Consider the following 22,307-nt stretch of genomic DNA (forward strand, 5'->3'; position numbering starts at 1 on the left):
CCACTTTTCGCAAGTTCGTTCGCTATGCGCTTACGCGAGCGCGGCCTTGAGCGCCTCTACCCTGTCGGTATTCTCCCACTTAACGCCCAGCTCCTCACGACCCATATGGCCGTAAGCAGCAAGCTGCTTGTAAATCGGCTTGCGCAGATCGAGTGTCTCGATAATTGCCGCCGGGCGCAGGTCAAATACCTTGCGTACCGCCTCGGCCAGCTTGCCCTCATCCACAGTGCCCGTGCCGAAGGTCTCAACCATGACGGAAACCGGCTCAGCCACACCAATGGCATACGCCAGCTGAATCTCGCAGCGCTTGGCCAAACCTGCCGCCACGATATTCTTAGCGACCCAGCGCGCCGCATATGCCGCCGAGCGGTCGACCTTGGTCGGGTCCTTGCCCGAGAATGCGCCGCCGCCATGGCGGCCAATGCCGCCGTAGGTATCGACAATGATTTTGCGGCCGGTCAGGCCGGAGTCACCCTGCGGGCCGCCGATGACAAAGCGGCCGGTCGGGTTGATGAAATACTTGGTATTCTCATCGAGCAGATGGGACGGAATAACCGGCTTTACCACTTGCTCAATCATATCCTTGCGAATCTGCTGGAGCGAAACGTCCGGGCTGTGCTGGGTGGACAGCACGACCGTATCCACACGCACCGGCAGGTTGTCCTCATCGTACTCAATGGTCACCTGGCTCTTGCCGTCCGGACGCAAGTAGGTGAACATACCATTCTTGCGCACCTCCGTCAGACGCTTGGCCAGCTTGTGCGCCAGCGAGATAGGCAGCGGCATCAGTTCGGGTGTTTCGTCGCACGCATAGCCGAACATCATGCCCTGATCGCCCGCGCCGATGGCGAGGTCGGCGTCCGACGCGCCCTCCTTGCGCTCAAGCGAGTTATCTACGCCCAGCGCAATGTCCGCAGATTGCTCGTCAATTGCGGTCAGCACCGCACAGGTGTCGCAGTCAAAACCGTACTTGGCGCGGTCGTAGCCGATTTCCCGAATCGTGTCGCGCACGACCTTGGGGATGTCCACATAGCAGGCAGTCGAGATTTCGCCCATCACCTGCACCATGCCGGTGGTGCAGGTCGTCTCACAGGCAACGCGCGCATATGGATCTTTCGTTAAGATTTCGCTAAGAATCGCATCCGAGATCTGATCGCAAATCTTGTCCGGATGTCCCTCGGTTACCGATTCCGAGGTGAAAAAATGATGTGCCATGGTATCGTTCCTTTCTTTCTAATGTACGTCGGGACATAACAAAAAACGCTCCCGTCAGGGAGCGAAAAAACCGTTTTGCCCCCTCATCTTTCGTGTTCCTACGCCGGATTTGGCACCTTACGCATGGTTTTGCGCAGGTTGCCGGGTTTCATTGGGCCGTTCCCTCCACCGCTCTGGATAAGGTCATATATTTACTTACGCAGTTTATTTTACATAAAAACAGAATATTTGTCAAGGGAAAATTTCAGCAAATTCGGATATTGTAAGCGGATTGACATTTTCTCTGCGCACCGTTATATTAAATAAGTAAGAATGTACCTTGCCGCCAGCCGATCTGTGCGGCTTTTTGATATGTTCTTACCGGCATTCACCATGCGTCCTGCGGACGCATTGTTTTTATCATGGGAGAGAATAAGGATATATGAACGTAAATGTAGGAATCGATATCGGCTCAACAACGGTTAAAATCGTCGTTGTGCGCGATGGCGAGATCATCCACAAGCACTATGAGCGCCACTTTTCCAAAGTACGCGAAAAAGCGGTCGAGCTGGTGCGAGATGCGCGCGCGCTGATTGGGGAAGACACCACGCTGCGCTGCGCCATCACCGGCTCGGCTGGGCTGGGCGTAGCCAAGGCTGCCGACATTGACTTTGTGCAGGAGGTTTTTGCCACCCGCAAGGCGGTCGGCGTACATGTGCCGCAGGCGGATGTGGTCATTGAACTGGGCGGCGAGGATGCCAAGATTGTGTTCCTATCCGGCCAGCTCGAGGAGCGCATGAACGGCTCCTGCGCAGGCGGCACCGGCGCTTTCATCGACCAGATGGCCGTGCTGCTGGACGTAACCCCCGGCGAACTGGATCAGCTTGCGCAGAATGCGGAGCGACTCTACACCATCGCATCCCGCTGCGGCGTATTTGCCAAATCGGATGTGCAGCCACTGCTCAATGAAGGCGCGCGCAAGGAGGACGTTGCCGCGTCCATTTTTCAGGCGGTCGTCAACCAGACGGTCGCGGGACTGGCGCAGGGCCGTGAAATCAAAGGCGACGTGCTGTTCCTCGGCGGGCCGCTGTTCTTCTTCAAGGGCTTGCAGCGCCGTTTTCAGGAGACGCTCGGTCTGGATGACGCGCATGCGCACTTCCCCGACCTTGCCCCCTACGCGATTGCCGCAGGCGCTGCGGAATACGCAGGCGACACGCAGAAAACCTATACGGTCTCGTCGCTGCTCGACGCGCTCGAGCAGGCGGCGGGCGCGCCCGTGGTGGCAAACTATCTGCCGCCGCTGTTTGAAAACGAAGCGCAGTATGAGGAATTCAAACATCGCCACGGCGTGCATGATGTCATGACGCAAAACGTTACCATGTACGAGGGCGACGCCTATCTCGGCATTGACTGCGGCTCGACCACGACCAAGCTGGTGCTGATTGGCGAGGACCATCAAATTCTGTACCACCACTACCAATCCAATAAGGGCAACCCGGCGGACGTTATCCGTGAGCAGCTCACCCAACTGTATGAGCTGTGCGGCGACCGCGTACATATCGTGTCCAGCGCGGTCACGGGCTACGGCGAAGCGCTCATCCAGAATGCTTTCGGCGTGGATTTCGGTCTGGTGGAAACGGTCGCGCACTTCCGCGCGGCACGCCACTTCTGCCCAGATGTCGATTTCATCATCGACATCGGCGGACAGGACATCAAGTGCTTTAAAATCCGCAACAAGTGCATCGATAACATCTCGCTCAACGAGGCCTGCTCGTCGGGCTGCGGCTCGTTCATTGAGACCTTTGCCCGTTCGATGGGCTACTCTATCGAGGAATTTTGCAAGCTCGGCCTGTTTGCCCAGCATCCCATCGACCTCGGCTCGCGCTGCACGGTATTCATGAACTCCTCGGTCAAGCAGGCACAGAAGGACGGCGCAGGCATCGACACGATTTCGGCCGGCCTGTCGGTTTCGGTTGTCAAAAACGCACTGTATAAGGTTATCCGCGCGCACTCGCCGGATGACCTCGGCCAGCATATCGTTGTGCAGGGCGGCACCTTCTTAAATGACGCCATTCTGCGCTCGTTCGAGCAGGAAATCGGCCGCGACGTCACCCGTCCGGCAATCGCCGGCCTGATGGGCGCTTACGGCGCGGCGCTGCACGCCAAGGACAACCGCCCGGAACAGACCTCGCTCATCGGAACCGATGTGCTCTCGGCTTTCGAGCATACGGTGCGCACGGCGCGCTGCGGCCTATGCGAAAACCACTGTAACATGACCATCAACGACTTCGGCAGCGGCCGCCGCTTCATCTCCGGCAATCGCTGTGAGCGTCCGCTCGGCGGCGTGAAAAAGAGCGAGCTGCCCAACCTTTATAAATGGAAGCTGGATAAACTCAAAAGCTACGGCGAGCCATCCGGCAATCCCGCGCCGCTCGCCACGATCGGTCTGCCGTTCGGCCTGAACTATTACGAACTGCTGCCGTTCTGGACAACGTTCCTGCGCACGCTCGGCTTTGAAACCGTGCTGAGTGACGTGTCCACCCGGGATATGTATATGAAGGGCCAGCACTCCATCCCGTCGGACACCGTATGCTATCCGGCAAAACTGATGCACGGCCACATCGAAAACCTGCTGGAAAAGGGCGTGGACGCGATTTTCTATCCGTGCATGACCTACAACATGGATGAGGGCCGCGCGACCAACTGCTATAACTGCCCGGTTGTGGCATATTATCCCGAGCTATTGCAGGCCAACGTCGCGGCGCTTTCCGACTTCGACTTTATGATGCCGTATTTTGAGCTGGTCGATCCCAAGCGGTTTATCCAGCACGCGGCAAAATATTTCTGCGGCAAGTATCCGCAGCTGAAGAAAAAGCAGGTGGATGCTGCGGCTAAGGCCGCCTATCAGGAACTGGCCGACTATTACGCGCAGATCCGCGCGGAGGGCCAGAAGGCCATTGCCTATGCAGACACGCACGGATTGGATATCGCGGTCATCGCGGGCCGTCCGTACCATGTCGACCCGGAGATTAACCATGGCATCGACCAGCTGATTGCTTCGTTTGGACTGGTTATCGTGTCCGAGGACGCGGTCTGGCAGCTGACCGAAGCGCCGCAGGTACATGTCCTTAACCAGTGGACCTACCATTCGCGCATGTACGGCGCGGCCAAATACGTCACCAAAAAGGAAAACGCGCAGCTGATTCAGCTGGTGTCCTTTGGCTGCGGCATCGACGCCATCACCACTGACGAAATGCGCGCCATTTGCGAAAATGGCGGCAAACTCTATACACAGCTCAAGATTGACGAGATCAGCAACCTCGGTGCGGCAAAAATCCGCATCCGCAGTATGCTGGCTGCCGTAGAGGAGGGCAGAAAACTTGCAAAACAACAGCACAACGCCTAAAACTTATGAATACGCGCAGTTCACGGAAGAAATGCGCAAGGATTACACCATTCTGGTGCCCAATATGCTGCCCGTGCAGCTCGGCCTGATGTGCCGCCTGATGAAGAACTTCGGCTATAACATGGAGCTGCTCCACACCTTTGGGCCGAACATCGCAGAGCAGGGCCTGCGCAACGTCCACAATGACACCTGCTACCCCGCGCTTCTGGTTATCGGCCAGCTGCTGGACGCCATCGAGTCCGGCAAATACGATATCCACAAGATCGCGCTCATCCTGCCGCAAACCGGCGGCGGCTGCCGCGCCTCCAACTACATCCATCTGATGCGCAAGGCGCTGGAAAAGAACGGATACGGCTTTATTCCGGTCATTTCGCTCAACTTTGCCGGTCTGGAAGAGGATGCCAACCCCGGCTTCAAGCTGACCAAGACCATGCTCATCCAGATCGCTTACACGCTGCTCATTGGCGATTTGATTATGCTGGTGGCCAACCAGTGCCGCCCCTACGAGGTTGTGCCCGGCTCGACCGAAAAAGCCATCGAAATCTGCATGAATGCGGTCACTGCCCGCTTTACGGGCGACCGCATGGTGCGTTACAGCGAAGTCAAGCACCTGTACCAATATGTGCTGACCGCTTTCGGCAAACTGCGTCTGGATAAGACGCAGAAAAAGAAGATGGTCGGCATCGTGGGCGAGATTTATGTCAAGTTCTCCCCGCTTGGCAACAACCAACTGGAGGAGTTCCTGCTTTCGGAAGGCTGCGAACCGGTACTGCCCGGTCTGACCGACTTCTGCCTGTATTCCATCTACAACTCGGTTATCGACCATAACCTGTACGGCCGCTCGGCCAAGCGTGCCGCTATTTACAAATTCGTTTATCAGTTCCTGCTGGGCAAGCAGGCGGACATCATCAAGCTGATGAACAAGGACGGTAATTTCCGTCCCCCGATGCCGTTTGACGAGGTGCGCAAAAAGTCACGGGCCATCATCGGCGAGGGCGTTAAGATGGGCGAGGGCTGGCTGCTGCCGGCCGAAATGGTCGAGCTCATCAACGAAGGCGTGACCAACATCGTCTGCACCCAGCCGTTCGGCTGCCTGCCCAACCACATTGCGGGCAAGGGCATGATCCGCAGGATCCGCGAGGTCTACCCGCAGGCGAACATCGTCGCGGTCGACTATGACCCCGGCGCATCCAAAATCAATCAGGAAAACCGCATCAAGCTGATGCTGTCTTCGGCAGAGTGACGCAAAAGCCGGAACCTTCGGGTTCCGGCTTTTTCTGTCGCGCACACGGGGTTCTGCTGCCGCATAGGATGCAATGACCGCTTTCCCTGCGGGAAATGCGGCAAAAAATTTATCAAACTGGGAATGATTGCATGGATCACGAAATCTTTTCCCCGCTGTCCGAACTGCCCGAAGGCTCGGGGGCGCGGGTGCATGCCCTGCACCTGTCGGGCGGCATGCGCCGCCGTCTGCAAGACCTCGGGCTGGTGGCGGGCACGCGGGTGGCCTGCATCCAACGCGCCGCGGCAGGCGACCCGACGGCCTACCGTATCCGCGGCGCGATCATCGCGCTGCGGGCAGACGATGCCGCGCAAATTGAAATCGGGGTGGATACCTGATGGGGGCGGAGCGAACTCCGGTCGTGGCGCTGATGGGCAACCCCAATGTCGGCAAATCCACCGTCTTTAACGCGCTGACCGGCGCGCGCCAGCACACCGGCAACTGGAGCGGCAAAACCGTATCCGGTGCGCGCGGCACAATGCAATGCGGCGGACGGGAAATGACGCTGGTCGACCTGCCGGGTACGTATTCGCTGCGTCCCCGCTCAGCGGAGGAGCGCGTCGCGCGGGACTTTCTCGCCGATGGCGAAGCAGACGCCGCTGTTCTGGTTGCGGATGCAACCTGTCTGGAGCGCAACCTCATTCTGATTCTACAAGTGCTGGAACTGCTGCCCAACGTTGTTGTATGCCTGAACCTGATGGACGAGGCACGCAAAAAGCACATCCACATTGATATACCCGCACTTGAGCGCGAGCTGGGCGTACCGGTCGTGCCATGCGCCGCACGGCGCGGGCGGGGTCTGCCCGCGCTGACGCAGGCAGTTTGCAGCGTGCTGGATGGAGAAACCCTCCCCAGCCCCACGGCCATTCGCTATCCCGTCGAAATTGAGAACGCGGTGCACGCATCCGGCCTTGCGCGCGCAGAGGCGCTCGCCGCGCTCTCCGAGCATCCGCCAGAGGGGCTGTCCGCGCAGCAGTTAGACGATTGGATGACCGCCGCGGCAGCGCTGCGCGCCGAGGAGATCGCCCTGACCTGCGTACAGAGCCCCGCGGATGCGGATGCCCGTGACCGGCGCATAGACCGCATCCTGCTCAGCCGTCGGTTTGGGTTGCCGCTTATGCTGTTGCTGCTTGCGCTTGTCTTTTACATCACCCTGTTCGGCGCCAACATCCCGAGCGAATGGCTGGGCGAGCACCTGCTCGGTCTGAGCGTACCGCTTACCGCCTTTCTTTCCGCACTCGGCCTGCCGCCATTTGTCGTTTCCCTACTGGTAGACGGCCTGTGGCGTGTGCTGGCGACGGTTGTATCGGTCATGCTGCCGCCCATGGCCATCTTTTTTCCGCTGTTCACACTGCTTGAGGACGCAGGCTACCTGCCGCGCGTCGCCTTTCAGCTCGACCATGCGTTTCGCCGCGCACACGCCTGCGGCAAGCAAAGTCTAACCATGTGCTTGGGTCAAAAACGGATGCCGTCTTACGTTCTGCTCCCGCCAATCCGTACACTTCTCCCAAATTTGTACAAAAATGTCTTTTCAATTCTGTGTAGGGCGAAAAAGCTACATATCTCATCGGATTTCCGGCAATAAAACTCTTGTAATGCGCGCGGGTTTTGCTTAAAATGGTTGTGTATGATTTGTCGCCTGTAGGCGGCATAAGACTACACACAGAATGCGGAACAAACACTGCATGGAGGAGGAAGCATGAGTAAAATTGAACCGTATATCACCAGTATCCCGGATTTTCCCGAACGGGGCGTGATCTTTCGCGACATCACCACAGTCATCGGCAACGCAGACGGCTTGCAGCTATCGGTAGACGAAATGGCCGCGCTGCTGGAGGGGGAAACATTTGATGTAGTCGCGGGGTTGGAATCGCGCGGGTTCCTGTTCGGTATGCCGATCGCGTACAAGCTGCACAAGCCGTTCATTCCGATCCGCAAGGCAGGCAAGCTGCCGCGTGCGACCGCCGGTATGTCCTACGAGTTGGAGTACGGCACCGCCTCGATCGAGGTGCACCGTGACGACATTCAGCCGGGCATGCGCGTCGTGCTGATCGACGACCTCATCGCCACGGGCGGCACGCTGGAAGCGGCGGCTAAGCTGCTCGAATCGCTCGGCGCAACGGTGGTCAAAATTGTTTGCCTGCTCGAGCTAAAGGGGCTTCACGGCCGCGACCGTTTGCAGAGCTACCCGCTTGCGACGGTCGTATCCTACGACGGCAAATAAGAAAAGGGAAAAAGAGAAAATCAAAAGGGGTTGAAACCACACATGTTTGAAAAGATGTTCAAGCTGTCGGATAACCACACTACAGTCCGCACCGAGGTCATGGCAGGACTCACTACTTTCATGACCATGGCATACATTCTCGCGGTCAATCCGAGTATTCTCGGCTCAACCGGCATGGACCCAACTGCTGTACTGCTGGCAACCGCACTGGCGTCCTTCCTCGGCACGGTCTGTATGGCGTTTATGGCAAATCTACCGTTTGCGCTGTCCGCCGGCATGGGTCTGAACGCCTTTATGGCATACACCGTTGTCGCCGGTTACGGCTACAGCTGGCAGGTTGCGCTGCTCGCAGTATTCATCGAGGGCCTTGTCTTTATCGTGCTTTCGCTGACCAACGTGCGCGAAGCGATTTTCAACGCCATCCCGCTGACGCTCAAAAAGGGCGTTTCGGTCGGTATCGGCCTGTTTATCGCCTTCATCGGCCTGCAGAACGCGGGTCTTGCGGTGGACTCGTCCACACTTGTTACCATCACCAGCTTCACGGATAACTTCCACACCTCGGGCATCTGCGCGCTGCTCGCGCTGGTCGGCCTGTTTATCACGGCGGTGCTGTATATCCACAAAGTCAAAGGTGCCATCCTGTTTGGCATCCTGTCGACCTGGGTCATCGGCATGCTGTGTGAGCTTTCCGGTCTGTATGTGCCGAACGCGGAAGCAGGCTTCTACACCCTGTTCCCGGCCTTCGGTATGACCGACTTTTCCAAGCTGGGCCTGACCTTCGGCCAGTGCTTTAACGTGGATTTCGGCGCGGTCGGCATCATCAACTTTGTTGTGGTCATCTTCTCGTTCCTGTTTGTCGATATTTTTGACACGCTCGGCACGCTGATCGGCGTTGCCACCAAGGCAAAAATGCTCGACAAGGATGGCAAGCTGCCGGGCATCAAGCCCGCACTGCTGTCGGATGCCATTGCAACCTCTGCGGGCGCTATCCTCGGCACCTCGACTACGACGACCTTTGTTGAGTCTGCCTCCGGCGTAGCTGTCGGTGGCCGCACCGGTCTGACCGCGTTGGTTACCGGCATTCTGTTCCTCGTTTCCACGCTGTTTGCGCCGATCTTCACCGCCATCCCCTCGTTCGCCACCGCGCCGGCGCTGATCATGGTCGGCTTCCTGATGGTCGGCACGGTCACCGAGATCCGCTTCGATCTGGACAACCTGACCGAAGCCATCCCGGCTTACCTCGCCATCATCTCCATGCCGCTGTTTTACAGCATTTCCGAAGGCATCTCGATGGGCGTGATCTCCTATGTGTTGCTCAACCTCGCCGCTGGCAAGGGCAAAAAGGTGACTCCGCTCATGTATGTGCTGGCGGTGCTGTTCATCCTCAAGTATATCTTCCTATAAGCAAAAACTGCTGGCACAGGCCGCTGTCCTCCAGGGCAGCGGCTTTTTTCGTCCCGTATCGGATGATTGACGGCGCGGTAAAAACCGGTTACAATGTGGATACTTACATCCCATGTTTTCCCCGAAAAGGAGACTATTATGAAAAAAAGACTCACCGCTCTATTGCTGATGCTTGTCCTGCTTATCCCCTGCCTGCCACTTGCTGCGGCAGCTGCGGAAACGCCCGTTGCGGCAAGTACCGGCACCAAACTGATCGCCTTCACCTTTGATGACGGCCCATCGGCCTATACCGCTACCCTTTTGGATGGACTTAAGGCCCGCGGCGCCAAAGCGACCTTCTTTATGAACGGTGCAAACGGCCCGCACGGCATCGTAAGCCACGGCTCTTTGCTCACCCGCATGCGCGAGGAAGGCCACCAGCTCGCCAACCATACGTATCAGCACCTGATTCCGTTTGACAGCTACGGCGCGGCCACGATCTCAAGCGAAGTCAGTCGCGTGGAAAGTCTGCTGTTTGACCGCATGGGCGGCGCATACACCGACATGGTGCGCACGCCCGGCGGTGCGCTGGGCGGCGCGGTCAAAAGTACGGTTGCCGCCCCCATCATCCAGTGGAGCGTGGACCCGCTCGACTGGAAGTACCGCAACGCAAGCACAGTCTATAACAACATCATCAGGGGCGCGCACGACGGTGCAATCGTGCTGGCGCACGACATCTATCAAACCAGCGTACAGGGTGCGCTGCGCGCGATTGATACGCTCAAAGCACAAGGATATGAATTTGTCACGGTTGCCGAGCTGCTGCGCCGACGCGGCATCACCCCACAAAACGGCCTTGTCTACACCAGCGCCCCGAACAAAGGAACCAACCTGCCCGCATATGCCGCACCGACCATCACCTCCACACCGGGTGACAACGGCGTTTCGGTCACGTTTTCGACCGCTGACACAGGGCTGACCCTGTACTATACAACCAGCAACGCGACCCCGCATCTTGGAAGCACCAAATACACCGCCCCTATCACGATCACCCGTGACACGACGTTCACGGTCATCGGCATCGACAAATATGGCACACGCACACCGGTGACAACCCAGACGGTTGCGGGAATACCGCCGACGACTGCGCCGACGGTTTTATATGAAAACGGTGTGCTGACACTAAACTGCGCCACCGCGGGTGCGTCCATTTATTACACGACCGATGGCTCCACGCCGACCGCGTCCAGCACGCCCTACACCGGGCCGTTTACACCCACGACAACCACCAAGTGCATCGCCATCCTATCCGGCCATCTGAACAGCCCGGTCGTCACCTGCACACTGACTCAATATGGTCGTCTGTTCACTGACGTTCCTGCGGACAGCTGGTATTATGACAGTGTGGGTGAAATTGTCCAGCAAGGGCTGATGAACGGTACAGACGCATATACCTTCTCACCTGACACCGTAATGTCGCGCGCAATGCTGACCACGGTGCTGTACAACCTCGCGGGCAAGCCCGACGTGGGCGACAATCTCGGCTATCCGTATGCTGATGTGGATGCAAATGCCTATTATGCCCTGCCCGTCTACTGGGCACGGGCCAACGGCCTTGTGACCGGCTACACCGACGAAACCTTTGCACCGAATGACACGGTCACCCGCGAACAGGCCGCCGTCCTGCTCTATCGACTTGCAAACTTCCTCGGCAAGGATACCAGCGCACGCGCCGACCTGTCTGTATACACGGATGCCGCGCAAATCAACGCATACGCACGGGAAGCCATGCAATGGGCAGTGGCATCCGGACTGCTCAACGGCCGCACAGCGACCACACTCGCCCCGCTGGGCAGCGCCACCCGTGCAGAAGGAGCAAAAATTCTGACGAACTTCACCGCACTGCCATAACCCCACAAGGGATACAAGCAAACGGGACGTACCATCTGGCTGGTACGTCCCGTTTATTCTATCCAGTCAATTTCGTAAGGCACAGACAAAAAACGGAAATAAATAACGATCTTTTGCCGTTTGACCCTGCCTTTCCCTGTTTTTTCGTATGTACCCTGCCCGACCTCGATTCGCTCAATTAGTTCAAACAGCAGGGACGGCGTCAATTCCTCCACATCTGTATACCGGCCAATGATTGCCCACAATCGTTCTTGCAGCCGATGCAGGCTTTCTGCCCCGCTATCCGGCTGCAACGCGTCGATCTGCTGCTGCAGCGCGGCCGTCCTCTGTTCATATCGTTCCAGAATCGGATAAAAGTTGGTCTCCCCAATCCGATTCGCTGCGCGGTCCTCGTAAAGCTGCGCCACCAGTCGCTGCACCTGCCCCATCTCCTGCATTAGCCGCTCCCGCTCACGACCCGTTTCCTGTCCCCGCTCGTCAAGCCGTAAACGACGCTTCAACCTCTCAAATAATGCGCTGCACTCCTGCTCAGACAGGCAGACGTATTGCCGCACCGCCTCCAATACACAGCGATAGAGCGTCTCATAGGCGATAAAGTGATTGGAGCAGGCAGATATGCCCCGAAGTTTATACGCGCCACAAGCCAGATTGGCTGCCGAGCCTTTCTTGCGTGTTCCGACTGTGGACATGGCCTTACCGCAATCCTTGCAGAAAGCAAGTCCTGAAAACAGATTGGAAAACGCCTCTTTCCGGTTACAGCGGCGGGCCGACCGCTGGCGCTGCACCGCAGCAAAAGTCTGTTCAGAAACCAGCGGCTCGTGCTGATTCGGGACAAGAATCCATTCATCCGCCTGTTTTACGCGCGTTTTTTTGCTTTTGAAACTGACTTTTTCGGTCTTTCCCTGTGCGATATGGCCCAGATATACCACATCTTGCAACATGCGGCTGACCCCCGTCGAGGTCCACTCCTTGTGCTTGGAGTAATGGTCGGGACTCAGTGCCGGATGCACCAAAGAGCGATAGACAGAAGGCGGCGGTTTGCCGCGCTCGTTCAGCATGCGCGCAATCTCTGCCGGCCGTTTGCCGACAGCTGCCCAAGCAAATATCTGCCGCACGGTCGCAGCAGCCCGCTCGTCCGGAATCAAATGGTTTTTGTCTTTGGGACTTTTTTGGTATCCATACGGCGCAAAGTTACCGATAAACTTGCCTGCCTGCATTTTTGTATACAGCGCGCCGCGAATCTTACGGCTGGTATCACGAGCGTACATCTCATTGACGACATTGCGAAACGGTGCCAGGCCGGTATCTGCCCGTGCGGTATCAATCCCGTCCCCTACCGCAATCAACCGCACACCATGCTCCGGGAATACCAGTTCCAGATACCGCCCGGTTTGGATATAATCGCGCCCAAGCCGTGACAAATCCTTAACCAGAACGACCTCAAACCGGTGCTGCTCCATGTCACGGAGCATATCCTGAAAGCGCGGACGGTCAAAGCTGGTGCCCGACCATCCGTCGTCCACATACTCCCCTATAACACAAAGTTCCTCCCGCGCCGCATACGCCTGTAAAAGGCTGCGTTGGTTCTGGATGCTTTCGCTTTCGCCCGGATTATCGTCGTCACGGCTCAGCCGCAGATACAAGACCGTTCTACAGGCGGCCGACAATTTTTGAATAATGATCTCCCCTTCCCCATTTGCCGACCGCCAGCGTTCCCGCTAACCTATGCCGACTTTCCGGCCGCCTCTTCCTCGAACTGCGCCACAATGGCGTTCTCAAGCAGCTGGAGAAGTGTGGCACGGCACGGTACAGGATACGTGTTTTTTTTGGTATCATTCATTGTTTGGCCTCCTTTCTACTTTGATAAAATTCTATGCTGCCCTTCTTCTGGAATTGCTTCTCATGTGCAGCAGCTGCATCACTCTTTATTTAGCAAGGCCGGAGCAGCAATCTCCGTACACTTCTCTGAAACAATCTATTTCGGTTTCTGAATAACGCATTTCTGCGGTATTTCACGAAAGGATTGTCCAGATATCATGCCGCATGTATACGTCTTTTTATCCGTGGTTATCCGCTCTTGTGATTTTTGAGTGCTGCAACGCAGCATTGACCTCATGACTCTATCCTCCCTATTTGTCAGCTGGTAAAATCGCTCTTTTTAGTACACAATTTTTTCCAAAAACCATTGTCCTTTTGGACAAGATAGGTTATACTAATAACAATCAATTTGTACAAAACGCGAACAACATCGAAAATGCCTCTTGCCGGGCAGGGTTCAGCAGTGGAAAAGATAGCGAATATGACACATCAAATTTCGCTTTTTAATATACATCTCGCTTTGAAATTTGGATCCGAGGAGGGTAAATCAATATGAAAAAGGCGGTCAAGCAATCCACATTACTAACAGCGTTGAATTTGGGCACTATTGCATTGGTTATCGTACTGGGAATATCCTTTTTATTATCGGCGATTATGAGCAATCTCACGATAAAAATGTATAGTGATGGAAACGAATTAACATCGGCTGCACAGCAATTTTTGGATGCAGCCGGGTACTTAACCGAACAGGCAAGAGCCTGCGCCGCCACTGGAGAAGCAACATATCACGATAACTACCAGAATGAAGTATATAATTTGCAAAATCGAACAATCGGCTACGACAGAATGAAAGAAATAGGGCTTACCGCCGAAGAGGACGCTCTTATCATCAAAATGTTGCAACTCTCCAACACCTTGGTGCCGATGGAAGAAAGCGCTATGAGTCTGGCAATGAACGGGGATATTCCTTCTGCGCTAGAGTATGTATTTGGCGAGGCATACAGCACAGATTTGATGGAAATTGAATCTCTACAGGCCGAATTTGTTGAGACATTTCAAGCGCGCCTTGCGTCTGAAATCGAAAAGCAGGAAGCAAGTGTGCTTATCATTCTAATCATGGTAACCATCCTCGTTATCCTGATTATTGCATTCCAAATCTTCAGTACGTTGTTTACGAGAAAAAAGGTAATCCGTCCTCTCAAAATTATACAGAGGGAAATGATAGAATTTTCCAAAGGTAATCTGTCAGTCGAGGGCAACATGAAGGAAGATACCTCGGAATTGGGAATGCTTGTTTATTCTGTACATCAGATGCAACAGCATTTGAAAGAATTCATCGATGATATTCGTGATAAATTGCTGCAAATCGCACAAGGTGACTTGGATATCCAAATGAACATTTCATATATCGGTGATTTGGCCGAAATCGAAACTTCTATGAAGCAGATCAGCACATCTCTCAGCGATGCGTTCCGAGAAATCGATCTTGCGGCCAATCAGGTTGCTTCTGGCTCAGAGCAGGTATCCCACGGTGCACAGGCACTCAGCCAGGGCGCTACCCAGCAGGCAAGTGCTGTCGAGGAACTCGCGGCTACAATACAGGAAATCAATGCAAGAATCTCTCAAAATGCCAAAGATACGGACTCTGCCAACAATTTGACGATGCTTACTGGCACCAAGGTCAATGAAAGCAAACAGAAAATGCAGGAACTGATGTCCGCAATGGATGAGATTAAGCAAACCTCGCAGCAAATACAGGGCATTATCAAGACCATTGATGACATTGCGTTCCAGACGAATATTCTTGCTTTGAATGCCGCCGTGGAAGCTGCGCGCGCAGGTGCAGCCGGAAAGGGCTTTGCCGTTGTGGCGGATGAGGTAAGAAACCTCGCGGGCAAATCTGCCAAGGCATCCCAGAATACGCAGGAGCTGATCAAAAACGCTATCTATGCCGTGGAACAAGGCGGTGCATTGGCAACGGATGCAGCAAAGGTTTTGGACGAAACCGCAGCGGTGGCCGATGAAGTGGTAGCATCCATTAAGCGAATTGCGACGGCATCCGCGGAACAGGCACAGGCTGCCGATCAGATTGCACAGGGACTGGATCAGGTTTCCAGCGTGGTGCAGACCAACTCCGCGACGGCAGAGGAGAGTGCAGCAGCAAGTGAGGAATTGTCCGGTCAGTCAAGCATGCTCAAAACATTGGTCGGCAAATTCAATATTGCAAATGACAACACAGAATACGGGATATAAAAAACGTATTCTGTACCGGAAGCACCCGCGGCATCGCGTCTGATATGTATGACAATTGCCGAGTATGTTGGTAGAACCGCCGACGGCTTTTATCCAAGTTGAGAAATCTCTAATATCCTCCTTACGAAAAAACAGACATCCACATTTCTGTGGATGTCTGTTTTTGTGTCTGTGTAACCCGCTCAATTCGTGATGTCGTAGTCGTGGAATACAGTATGGATATCTTGTGTCTGCTCTATGTTTTCACTTTTACACGTTGTACACGCCGCAGAACCGCAGCAGAATGGTAGCAACCTGCGCACGGGTGGCGGACTCCGCCGGGCCGAGCGTGGTAGTTGTAGTACCTTCCATAATACCGCGACCGCAGATCCAGTGGAACGCTGCGGTGGCGTAATTGCTGATGCGATTCGCATCCGCGTAGCCGCCCAGACTGCCGGTCGTGCTGACTGGATAGCCCTTGTGCTGCGCATAACGGTACAGAATCGCAGCCATCTGCTCACGCGTGATCGTGTCCTCCGGGCCAAACGTGCCGTCGCCGTAGCCGGTAACGATATTGTTAGCCGCCGCCCAGCGGATGGCCTCGGTATACCACTGTCCCGAAGCTACATCGTCAAACCGCATGGCGTAGTTAACCACCGGCTTGCCTTCCAAACGATGCAGAATCGTGACAATCATCGCGCGGGTGGTTGTCTCGTCGGGTGAGAAGCGTGCAGCAGCCGTGCCGTTCATCAGGCCCTTATCCGTGACAAATTGCACCGCATCGTAATACCATGCGCCACGGTACACATCGGCGTAGGGGTTCATCCAGTTCTGCTCCGGCTCCTGCTCCTCGTAGCCGATGACATACTTGGAAAAGTGCGTGGTTGTAAACGTCACTTCGCGACGGCTGGTATTATAGGTCGTGTCACAAGCGGTCAGGTTGCCATTGTTGTCCATGTACCAAACGACAATACCGTCCGCAGTCTGGCCGGACTGGAGCGTGTACGGCAGAGTGATTGTCACGCGGCCACCGTCAAAGTCCGAAATGGTGGTGTTCCCGCTCTTGAACGACAGGTCAAACACCGGTGCAGTGCCCACTGCCTCTTTCTGGAGGCCGTTCAGCTCGCTGGTAGCTACGGGCGTAACATACAGCGTTATCGTGCTGACTGCCTGCGAGGTGACCGCGCTAATCGCGTCGCTGTCAAGCGTAACCTCGGCCACATCCGAAACAACCGTTAGCGTTGCATAAGCGTGCTTACCCAGCGTTTTCAGCGAGGATACCGGCAGCGTAACCTTCATGCCGTCCGCGCGGCTGGATGTATCCACGCTGATGACAACAACCGGATCAGTGCCATTTTTCTCCGCAGCATTGAGCACCCGTTCCACCGCAGTATTCATAGTCAAGGTGAAAACCGTAGCGCTGGCCGTCGTGCCGGACACAGACGAATTTACATCCATGATAACAGTGGACGTGCCGCCGCTGGTCGAGGGCTGCGAAACCAGGTCGGAGCTATCATCGGTCGTGTCGGAGCTATCCGACGAACGATTCCACAGCGTGATAGAGCCGGTCAGCGTGTTATAGTTTGCCGTATCGTTGGGCGTGAATACCCATTTGTAAGCGGTATTGGCCGCCACCTCGGTCTTTGCCGCCTGTTCCCACACAACTGTGCCGGGCACATTAAATGTGCTACCCGTTGTGGTCAGACCGGCATCAGCAAGCGTTTTTCCATTGGTGGTAATCGCCGTATACTTGGGCGCACCGGTCGGGGTAGCCTTGGAAATGGTTACCTGAACGGTTGTCGTACCCGAAGCATACGCTTCATCGTCAGGGGTAAAGCGCACTTCATACGCGCCGCTGTCCGCCACATTCTTCGGTGCAGGTTTGCCGGTGCCCCAGCTCCATGTGCCGGATACCGTCTTATCGCCATCTTGAGCCGTGCCTGTGATGGCCGAGGCAGGTACATCCTTTCCGGTGTAGGTAACATTTATCGGATTGACCGTCAGGGTCGGGGTGAGCCTGTTGCTGCCGGTCAGCGTAACGGTGATGGTGAAGTCGGTGTAATTATCACCGCCATTGACCGCAACGGTAACTGTATACGCTGTGCCGACCGCCACTGTGCTGCCGCCGGTGTAGATCAGTTTACCGCCACTGACGCTCGGGCTGACTACAGTATCGTTCGTAGTGCCTGCACCGAGGCTGACCGCTCCATAGGCTGCGCCGGCAGGCAGGGCGGGCAGGGTGACCGAACCTTCCGCACCGGCCACTACTGTACCGGAAGCGGTTTTCATGGCTTCTGTCGCCTCTGCCTTGTCGATCGTGACAGTCTGCGTGGCAGTTATCTCGTTATAGTTTGCATCCGCAGCCTTTACCGCGGTGACCGTCACATCTCCCGCCTTAGTCGGGGTCAGCACGTTGCCGCTGACAGACGCACTGCCCGTGCCGTCCGTGACGTGATAGGTCACCGCACCGGTGCCCGAGCCACCCTCGGTGGTCAGCGTAAGCGTTTGTCCAAAGCGAACAGCATCGGCACTGCTGATCGTCAGCTCAGCCTGATCCACCTTCGTGATGGTAAATGTGGCCGATTGTTCGCCGTAGTAGGCTTCATCCTCATAGAACGCTGTGACCGTGTAGATGCCGACGTCCGTTACCGCAGGCAACTCGGACAGCGCATCATACTCCTGATCGTTGTAACGATACCTTGCTGTTTTGCCATCTGTGCCATTCCCCACCGTTGCTGCGGTGAACTGTTCGCCCAGCTTGTAACCGGCATCGATATACGGCTTGCTTGCCGCATCGGCAAATGTCACCGCAACGGGCGTCTTATCCGTGACCGTCACCGTAACAATCTTCTCTGCGGCATTGTAGTTGCTGTTGCCCGCGTAGGAAACCGTAATGGTAGTGCTGTCAACCGCCTTGCCGGTTACGTTGCCGCTTTGATCCACCGTGGCGATGGCATCGTTGCCGCTTTGATAGGACAACGTCAAATCAGCCGGCACAATGGACGCGCCCAGCGGGGCCGTTTTATTAATCGTAACTGTCAGATCATTTACGGTAATGGTCGGTGTTGCCTTTGCAATGGTGAACGTGCCTGCGGACAGGCCGGTTGCCTCGGCATAGTCTGTGCCCGCTGCTACGTCAAAGGTCACCGCGTAAGTGCCTGCGTCCGTGGGCGCGGCAGCATTGCCATTATACTTGACCGTTATTGCACCAATGCCGGTAATGCCGCTATTTGCCTGTACCTGTGCCTGTTTGGGCTGTCCGTCATAGACAAGGCTTGCAGGCGCTGTATAGGCGAAATCGGTTGCTGTCAAAACACCCTTTACCGTGATTGCCACCGTTGCAGATGCACTGTCCGCCTTAACAGTTACCGAAGCGGCGCCTTTCGCAAGGTTATTGCCGCCTTCCACAGTATAACCGGTGAAGTTGTCATCGGTCGTGCCATCATCATAGGTTGCTTTAACCACCATGCCGGTTTTATCGAAGTTCTCGCCCGCGACGTATTCCGTTTTGGTCGGCTGGGTCATAACCGTAAGCCCCGCCACCGTTTTCGCGGCTGTTGCAGGGAAGGTTTTGGTAATGACCAGATTGCCGCTTCCATCGGGCGTGATATTCTGCGCGCTGTCGGTGTTCAGCGTTACCGACGTCGGGCTTGCAAAGCTCTGGTCTGCGTCCGCCGTCAGGGTAATGGCAACCGTATATGCCGTACCGCCAGCAAATTTGTTCCCAGCAAACGGCGCACCGTCTACCGACCACGCCACACTGCTCACCGTTACGCCGCCCGCAGGTTCGGAAACGGTTATGTTGTCCTTAGTCGCCGGTGTACCGTTCTTTTCCGGTGCAGCGACCGTCACGGTTACCGCGCCGATCTGCGCGGCCGCGGTGGTGACCGACAGCGGCTGGGACGCATCAGACGGCTTGGTATCCTCTGTTTCCGCTACGCGGGCGTAAATCTGATATGGTGTATTGGCTGTCAGATTGGTAAAGGTATTGGATGTCTGCCAAACGCCATCCGCCCCCAAACGGTATTCCCAATCTACATTTTCCGTAATGGTAATCGATGTATCGGTAACTTCTGTCGCAGCAAAGCCCGTAGGCGCTTGCGGCGCATCCTTTTTCTCTATCGCGGCAGTCGGAGCGCTCATCGCACTGCCGGAATGGTTTGCCGCCATGACCTCAACCTTCAGGGCCTTGCCCGCATCCGCCGCTACAGGGATGTAGGTCTGTCCGGTCGCGTTGCCAATCACCGCATCGTCTCGATACCACTTATAGGTGAAAGAAGCACCGGATGCCGGCGTAGTAATACCGCTGGTGTTTGCCGTGAGCGTTTCACCGATCTTCGGCGTGCCGTCAATGGTCACTGTGCCTGCAATCGGTGTCTGCTGCTGGTATCCCGTCTCCGACAGTGTGAGAATCGCATTGCCGTACAGGTTCATGATGTCCTCATCATATGTATAGGTAATATTTTTATTGCCCGCAGTGAAGGTGTAGCCGCTTTCCATGCTGCCGCCTGCTTGCGGCGCATCCAAGAACAGCCCACCGCTTGCACCGACCGTTCCTGCATCGCTGTTGGTCACGTCAACCAGATAGTTCTGATCATTCATCTTGACGATGTTCCACATATGGCGGCCTGCACCCGTACCGCCGCTCATCATGCCGGTAACCGTGTAGCAAGTTGTATTGCTCAGCTGCGACTTGTCGCACAGATACTGGAACGCCTTTGCATAACCCTCACAAACAACCGTGGTGCCGGGATCGTTGTCAAACACATAGATGAGCTGCCACGGGTCGCCGTAGGGCGTGGTGTTACCAGAAGCGGCTGCGTTGTTATAATCGGTCAGTGTGCAAATTGCATTTTTATAGGCTTCCAGCTTTTCGTAGTCAGTTTTGCCTTGGTTGTCCGCAACAATCTGGTTAGCGTTCTGAATGGCCGTCGTTGCCGCAGAAACCTTGCTGCTGCTCACCCTGTACTGGTTGGCGCTTTCCTGATACGCTTGCGCAACAATAAACGAAAATTCCAACCCGCCCTGAAAGGTTAAGGTGTCGCCGGTAACCGATGCAGACGGATAAGGCGAGCTGCTATAGCCCGCTGTTTTATCAAACCAATACAGCTCATAAGGGCAGTCAACCATCAGCAAATTGATGATTTTTCTGGCATCCTGTGTGAAAATTTGCGTCTGGATCGCATTTTTCGCTTCTTGTGTAAACCCACCGTTTTCTATCCAAGCGGATATGCCAACCTCGCTTGTGGTCCACGATTCCTTAATGCCCAATTCTTGCAGCGTCAGCGTAAACTCAGTTGAGCCGCCGTTTGCAGCTACGTTCTCAATCTTTTCTTTCAGCTTTTCATAGATTGCTTTGTCTAAATCGTTTGTCAGCGCTGTTTCGCCATAGCTGCGAAACAGCACGGCATCGCCGGACTTCGGGTACAGCAGTTGCCGCACATACCCGGCGAACAGTTCATCGTTGTCCGGCAGGTCCACGCCTGATGTATCAACGGTGACCGTCTCACTTTCCACGATCTGCTCCTGCCGGGACTCCAATTGGTCTTGCGGTCCCGCCGCCAGTGCTGTGGTTGGAAACATACCCAACAGCATGGCCAAGGTCAGCAGCATGGCCAAACCCTTTCTTCTCATATTGGTATTCCTCCTTTGTTTTTTCGTGCAGTCCGGTTGCTTGAATGGGGATTGCGCTCTCATCCGGAGAGGACTGCCCCCGGTTGCCTGCATGTTTGGGGATTGCTTGCAATATTTGTCTTTATTATAGCCTGATAGAGCCGAAACTTCAATCTTTCTTTCCATATTTACGAACACTTTCTACATTGTTCCAAGTTTCCCGTCACGATTGACACATGACAAAGCGAATCTCCCGAAAGCGGTGCGCATCAGCATCACATCCTCTTTTTACCCAAGCATGTGCATGGGCTTCGGATGCAACGCCTGCGGCGTGACCGGCTGCCGCATCATCGACTCGCCGCGCGAGCGGCTCATCGCCATTCTGACCAACACGTTTGCGCCCTGCAATGGGCGGTTCCCACTGCTGATTTTCCTATGTGCCGTGTTTTTCACGGACAGCGCAGCGGGCGGCGCGCTGCTGCTCACCGCGGTAATCGCGGGCAGCGTGATGCTGACCCTTGCGGCCTCGCGCCTGCTGTCAGCAACCGTACTGAAAGGCGCCCCCTCCTCTTTCACCCTCGAATTGCCGCCCTACCGCGCCCCCCAGATCGGGCAGGTCATTGTGCGCAGCGTCTTTGATCGAACTCTGTTTGTACTCGGTCGTGCGGCGGCGGTTGCCGCGCCTGCGGGTGCGCTCATCTGGCTGCTGGCCAACCTCGATATCGGCGGCATATCGGTGTTTTCGCACCTGACCGCCTTGCTCGACCCCGCAGGTCGGCTATTCGGTCTGGACGGTGTGATATTGCTTGCCTTTGTCCTTGCCTTTCCAGCTAACGAGCTGGTCATGCCGCTCATCGTCATGGGCTACCTTGCCACCGGCTCCATCGCGGATGTTGCCGATCTTGCCGCATTCCGCACGCTGCTGCTGGCCAACGGCTGGACTGTCTGCACCGCACTGTGCACACTGGTGTTTTCCGTGGCGCATTGGCCGTGCTCGACCACCTGCCTGACCATCTGGAAGGAAACGCACAGCATCAAATGGACACTTGCCGCCGTCGCGCTGCCGACCGCGTTCGGCCTTGCGCTCTGTCTTGCGGTGCATGGTGTATGTACACTCATCGGACTCGCCTGAAAAAAGCCGCCCCACAGGGCGGCTTTTTTATACGCGCAGCACAAGAACATTTGTTTTCTTTCCCGGTTTATGCTATACTGGTTTCGTATCTTCAAAATGAAACGAGGAACCC

Annotated in this window: 11 protein-coding genes, 1 pseudogene and 1 riboswitch; of the genes and pseudogenes, 9 read left to right on the forward strand and 3 right to left on the reverse strand. The window is 55.7% G+C overall.

The window, feature by feature from the left end; translation table 11 throughout:
• Positions 1-30: 30 nt before the first annotated feature.
• Positions 31-1,215 (reverse strand): methionine adenosyltransferase, encoded by a 1,185-nt coding sequence (metK, locus tag ACTQ3V_RS05405; RefSeq protein WP_441466625.1) that lies wholly within the window; start codon positions 1,213-1,215, stop codon positions 31-33.
• Positions 1,216-1,295: 80 nt separating this feature from the next.
• A riboswitch (SAM riboswitch) is annotated at positions 1,296-1,399 on the reverse strand.
• A gap of 237 nt (positions 1,400-1,636) precedes the next feature.
• On the opposite strand from metK, the gene ACTQ3V_RS05410 reads away from it, so the two are divergent.
• From ACTQ3V_RS05410 to ACTQ3V_RS05440, 7 genes are all read left to right on the forward strand, one after another.
• Complete coding sequence (locus ACTQ3V_RS05410) at positions 1,637-4,600, forward strand: acyl-CoA dehydratase activase (RefSeq protein ID WP_441466626.1); 2,964 nt, start codon at positions 1,637-1,639, stop codon at positions 4,598-4,600.
• A complete protein-coding gene (locus ACTQ3V_RS05415; protein WP_441466627.1) occupies positions 4,575-5,843 on the forward strand; it encodes a 2-hydroxyglutaryl-CoA dehydratase in 1,269 nt (422 codons plus the stop codon). The genes ACTQ3V_RS05410 and ACTQ3V_RS05415 overlap by 26 nt, the downstream gene beginning before the upstream one ends.
• Positions 5,844-5,938: 95 nt before the next feature.
• Positions 5,939-6,220 carry a FeoA family protein gene (locus tag ACTQ3V_RS05420; RefSeq protein ID WP_441466628.1) on the forward strand — a complete coding sequence of 94 codons (282 nt, stop codon included), beginning with the start codon at positions 5,939-5,941 and terminating at the stop codon, positions 6,218-6,220.
• The gene (locus tag ACTQ3V_RS05425) at positions 6,220-7,467 is read left to right on the forward strand and encodes a FeoB small GTPase domain-containing protein (protein WP_441466629.1); all 1,248 of its coding nucleotides are present in this window, start codon (positions 6,220-6,222) and stop codon (positions 7,465-7,467) included. The genes ACTQ3V_RS05420 and ACTQ3V_RS05425 overlap by 1 nt, the downstream gene beginning before the upstream one ends.
• 114 nt (positions 7,468-7,581) lie before the next feature.
• Complete coding sequence (locus tag ACTQ3V_RS05430; RefSeq protein WP_441466630.1) at positions 7,582-8,106, forward strand: adenine phosphoribosyltransferase; 525 nt, start codon at positions 7,582-7,584, stop codon at positions 8,104-8,106.
• Positions 8,107-8,148: 42 nt separating this feature from the next.
• Complete coding sequence (locus ACTQ3V_RS05435; RefSeq protein WP_441466631.1) at positions 8,149-9,510, forward strand: NCS2 family permease; 1,362 nt, start codon at positions 8,149-8,151, stop codon at positions 9,508-9,510.
• Between the two features lie 138 nt (positions 9,511-9,648).
• On the forward strand, positions 9,649-11,400 hold the full coding sequence (locus ACTQ3V_RS05440; RefSeq protein WP_441466632.1) for an S-layer homology domain-containing protein: 1,752 nt from the start codon (positions 9,649-9,651) through the stop codon (positions 11,398-11,400).
• A gap of 53 nt (positions 11,401-11,453) precedes the next feature.
• On the opposite strand, the gene ACTQ3V_RS05445 is transcribed toward ACTQ3V_RS05440, so the two are convergent.
• Positions 11,454-13,067 carry a recombinase family protein gene (locus ACTQ3V_RS05445; protein ID WP_441466633.1) on the reverse strand — a complete coding sequence of 538 codons (1,614 nt, stop codon included), beginning with the start codon at positions 13,065-13,067 and terminating at the stop codon, positions 11,454-11,456.
• Positions 13,068-13,770: 703 nt separating this feature from the next.
• Here ACTQ3V_RS05445 and ACTQ3V_RS05450 point away from each other — a divergent pair.
• Complete coding sequence (locus tag ACTQ3V_RS05450) at positions 13,771-15,471, forward strand: methyl-accepting chemotaxis protein (protein WP_441466634.1); 1,701 nt, start codon at positions 13,771-13,773, stop codon at positions 15,469-15,471.
• A gap of 249 nt (positions 15,472-15,720) precedes the next feature.
• On the opposite strand, the gene ACTQ3V_RS05455 is transcribed toward ACTQ3V_RS05450, so the two are convergent.
• Entirely contained in the window at positions 15,721-21,084 is a 5,364-nt protein-coding gene (locus ACTQ3V_RS05455) for an S-layer homology domain-containing protein (RefSeq protein WP_441466635.1), read from the reverse strand.
• A 274-nt stretch (positions 21,085-21,358) separates the two neighbouring features.
• Here ACTQ3V_RS05455 and ACTQ3V_RS05460 point away from each other — a divergent pair.
• Positions 21,359-22,195: pseudogene (locus ACTQ3V_RS05460) on the forward strand (nucleoside recognition domain-containing protein); the annotation flags it as partial.
• Positions 22,196-22,307 lie beyond the last annotated feature (112 nt).

The organism is Candidatus Agathobaculum pullicola, assembly GCF_052117205.1.
Lineage (GTDB): Bacteria > Bacillota > Clostridia > Oscillospirales > Butyricicoccaceae > Agathobaculum > Agathobaculum pullicola.